Raw genomic sequence first — 2,595 nt, 5'->3', positions numbered from 1 at the left:
TCATTGTCCCTGCCGAAGGCGGTCACACCCTGGCGGAAATCGCCACCCGGTTGCTGTACAACCCATACGGCACGCCCCCTCTCGTAGCGTGACGGGAACTGTCCGGAAACGACGTCTGAGCAGGGCATTAAGGGGCCTGACCTGGGTGGTGCCCCTCGCTTGTAAACAGAAGGTCTGAGGTTCGATCCCCCAAAGGCGGCTCCGCAGCTCAGAGGGCCATTGCGATGATCGAAATGGGTGGTTGAGACGGTCGAAGCTGAGTTGAATCCTGCAATCGGTTGAGTACAAGAACGGATAGCCTGCGGAGCCCGTGTCTCGCACTCTCAAGGTATGGAGAAAAATGTATTGAAGGCGGCGGACCTCGATACTTTGGGTCTGCGGCACACCATGATGGCCGCCGCCCCGGGCGCGGTGGCCGGAGCCTTCATCGGGCCCGCGACGTCGCAAATCTTCGGCCTGGGGCTGGGTGGGCTGGCCACTATCGGCGCTCTCTTCGGCGGCGCCGCCGGTATCCTGGTCGGCGTAATCGCGCGAGATCTGCTCAGACATAGCACGCATCACGCCGAACACACGGAGCATCGGGCGTCCTGGACGACCACCTTGGCGGCAGCCTTTCTGATCGGCGGCGCATTGTTGTCGGCGGTCTTTCTGGAATTGGCACGTCGCGAAGCCATCGGGCTGGATGGGCTCCTTGTCCTGGCCCTACTACCACTGGTCGCCATCCTCATCGTCAGCTTGGCCGCGCTCGCCGTAGGCATCCTCCGCCGGCGGGCCACCGCCCGCTGGACCGCGGTCGTCGTGTCGGTCTGCGCGTGCGCCGCCGCCTCCTCACGATTGCTGGCCGAACTGGTCCCTCAGCTACGAGCCCCTGACTGGGCGGCCATGGCCCAGATTCCCGTGTGGCGGATGTCCGTCATCCAGCCGGCGCTCGCCATAATGATCTTCATCGTGGTCGCGGGACTCCTGCTATCCCCAGCAGCACGCCGCGACTTCCAGTAATCGAACGGCCGTCACAGCCCTGGTTAAGAACTGACAACGCGCCGCAGCGTCGTTTCGGCAAAGGTGTCCTGTGCCCGGGTCAGCAGTTCACGGTCACGGAGCGCGTCGATCACTTTGGTGAGTCTGCGGCCGGGTTCGTCCTCGGCGATTTCCTTCGATTCCCCAAGGCGGCTTCGCAGCTCAAAGACCCATTGCGATCTCCGCAATGGGCTTTATCGGTCTCTATACAGCAGTGAACAGCAACGTCGTCAGCGTGAGCTGCCGGGAGATCCCGTAGTTGCTTGCCCGTCAAATCAACGCAGTCCCAGGTAGGCCCAGTACCTGAGGTTTCCCCTGGAGAACGAGGGAAACTCAACAATTACGGCGTGGGCTGGCGTCAGTCCCATCGAGCTCTGACGATTCCGTCCGAGTCTGGTAGAACCGCGACGAGCGCTCCAGGCTGATCAGCTGCATCGGCTGGATATATCTCGCAGCGACCGGCTTGTCGTGCGGTTTCGAGCCAGGTAGAGAAATCGTCGTCGTCCAGCAGGTAATCGTGGAGCAACTGCCCGGTTGACTTGTCCTCCATCAGGCACATCACGCCGGCGACGGAGGAGTCTGCGTGTAGCAGGCGTTGACCCCGTTTTGCGATCTCGCTCATGCTGTCGTCGCTCACCATCACGGGCGTCCCAATGAAGGCGGTGAGCAGGGCGCGCGGCCTGAGTGCGGCACGGCCTCTGTCCATTACGTTGCCAGGCGTTACCAAGTGCCAGCGCCACGCATTGCCGGCCCACATCACCAGCAGCGGCACCGCCCCATCGGTTTGAGTGGACAGGAGCCCCACCTCCGCCCAGAATGTCTCATCCGCCGGCCGGTACGGCACCGGCTCCTGGAGGTCTAAGTCATAAGGCGAAGTGTGGTCCTCTTCCACGAAGAGGCCCAGCTGACGCACCTTGGCCACAGCCTGAAGGCACGGTCGGTGACTGCCGATGTAGAGGTAGTAGTCCCAGCCGACCGCGAGACTGAAGCGGTCTTGCGCCTCCAGACGGCACCACACACCGTCCTCGCGCAGCATGGCGCGCACCACTTCCAGCGCCACCGGAAGCGGTACCTCGCGGCCGTCGTAGAACTCTTCAGCGGACAGGCCGGATACTGCCGGACCGTAGTTCGGTAAGAGAAGCCCCGAGCTGACGCCGGCTGTGAGTACGGCCGGAGTGCGCACCGCCAGCTCGGTAACCCCGGAGTCTCGTGCGAACAGCTCTGCTGCCGTCAGGTACGCCGATTCCACTTGCTCGTACCGCTCACGTGTGAGGATCCGGCCGTCGAAAGTATGACCGATCTCGCCGATGGAGGTCCAGTCATCTCCAATGAAGGCCCCGCGCCCGTCCCTTAGCCGAGGGTCGTACTTTGTAACTCTGAAACCGTGGTCGAGCACGGTTCATCTTCTTCCACCAGCGAAAGCCAGACAAGATCCACTCCGCCGAACCTGTCAAGCATGTTCCGGGACAGGCCGAGCGTCAGTCGACATGTGTCAGGACTCAGGACCCGCGTGACAGATCCGGCTCAGGAGGCGATGGCACTGCGGCTAGAGATAATCTGTCGTGCTCTTGATGCCTA

Annotated in this window: 2 protein-coding genes; one reads left to right on the top strand and one right to left on the bottom strand. The window is 62.5% G+C overall.

The genetic code is table 11. The features are described 5' to 3' along the window. Positions 1-345 precede the first annotated feature (345 nt). On the top strand, positions 346-999 hold the full coding sequence (locus tag Acor_RS41895) for a hypothetical protein (protein WP_155342312.1): 654 nt from the start codon (positions 346-348) through the stop codon (positions 997-999). 376 nt (positions 1,000-1,375) lie between these two features. Here Acor_RS41895 and Acor_RS41890 read toward each other — a convergent pair whose 3' ends face one another. Beyond that, positions 1,376-2,413: a hypothetical protein gene (locus Acor_RS41890; RefSeq protein WP_155342311.1), complete on the bottom strand. Its 1,038-nt coding sequence runs from the start codon at positions 2,411-2,413 to the stop codon at positions 1,376-1,378. Between the last annotated feature and the right edge of the window lie 182 nt (positions 2,414-2,595).

Origin of the sequence: Acrocarpospora corrugata (genome assembly GCF_009687845.1) — a bacterium.
Classification (GTDB): domain Bacteria; phylum Actinomycetota; class Actinomycetes; order Streptosporangiales; family Streptosporangiaceae; genus Acrocarpospora; species Acrocarpospora corrugata.
Note: the sequence above shows the minus strand (reverse complement) of the source record. Positions and strands in the feature narration are given on the sequence as shown.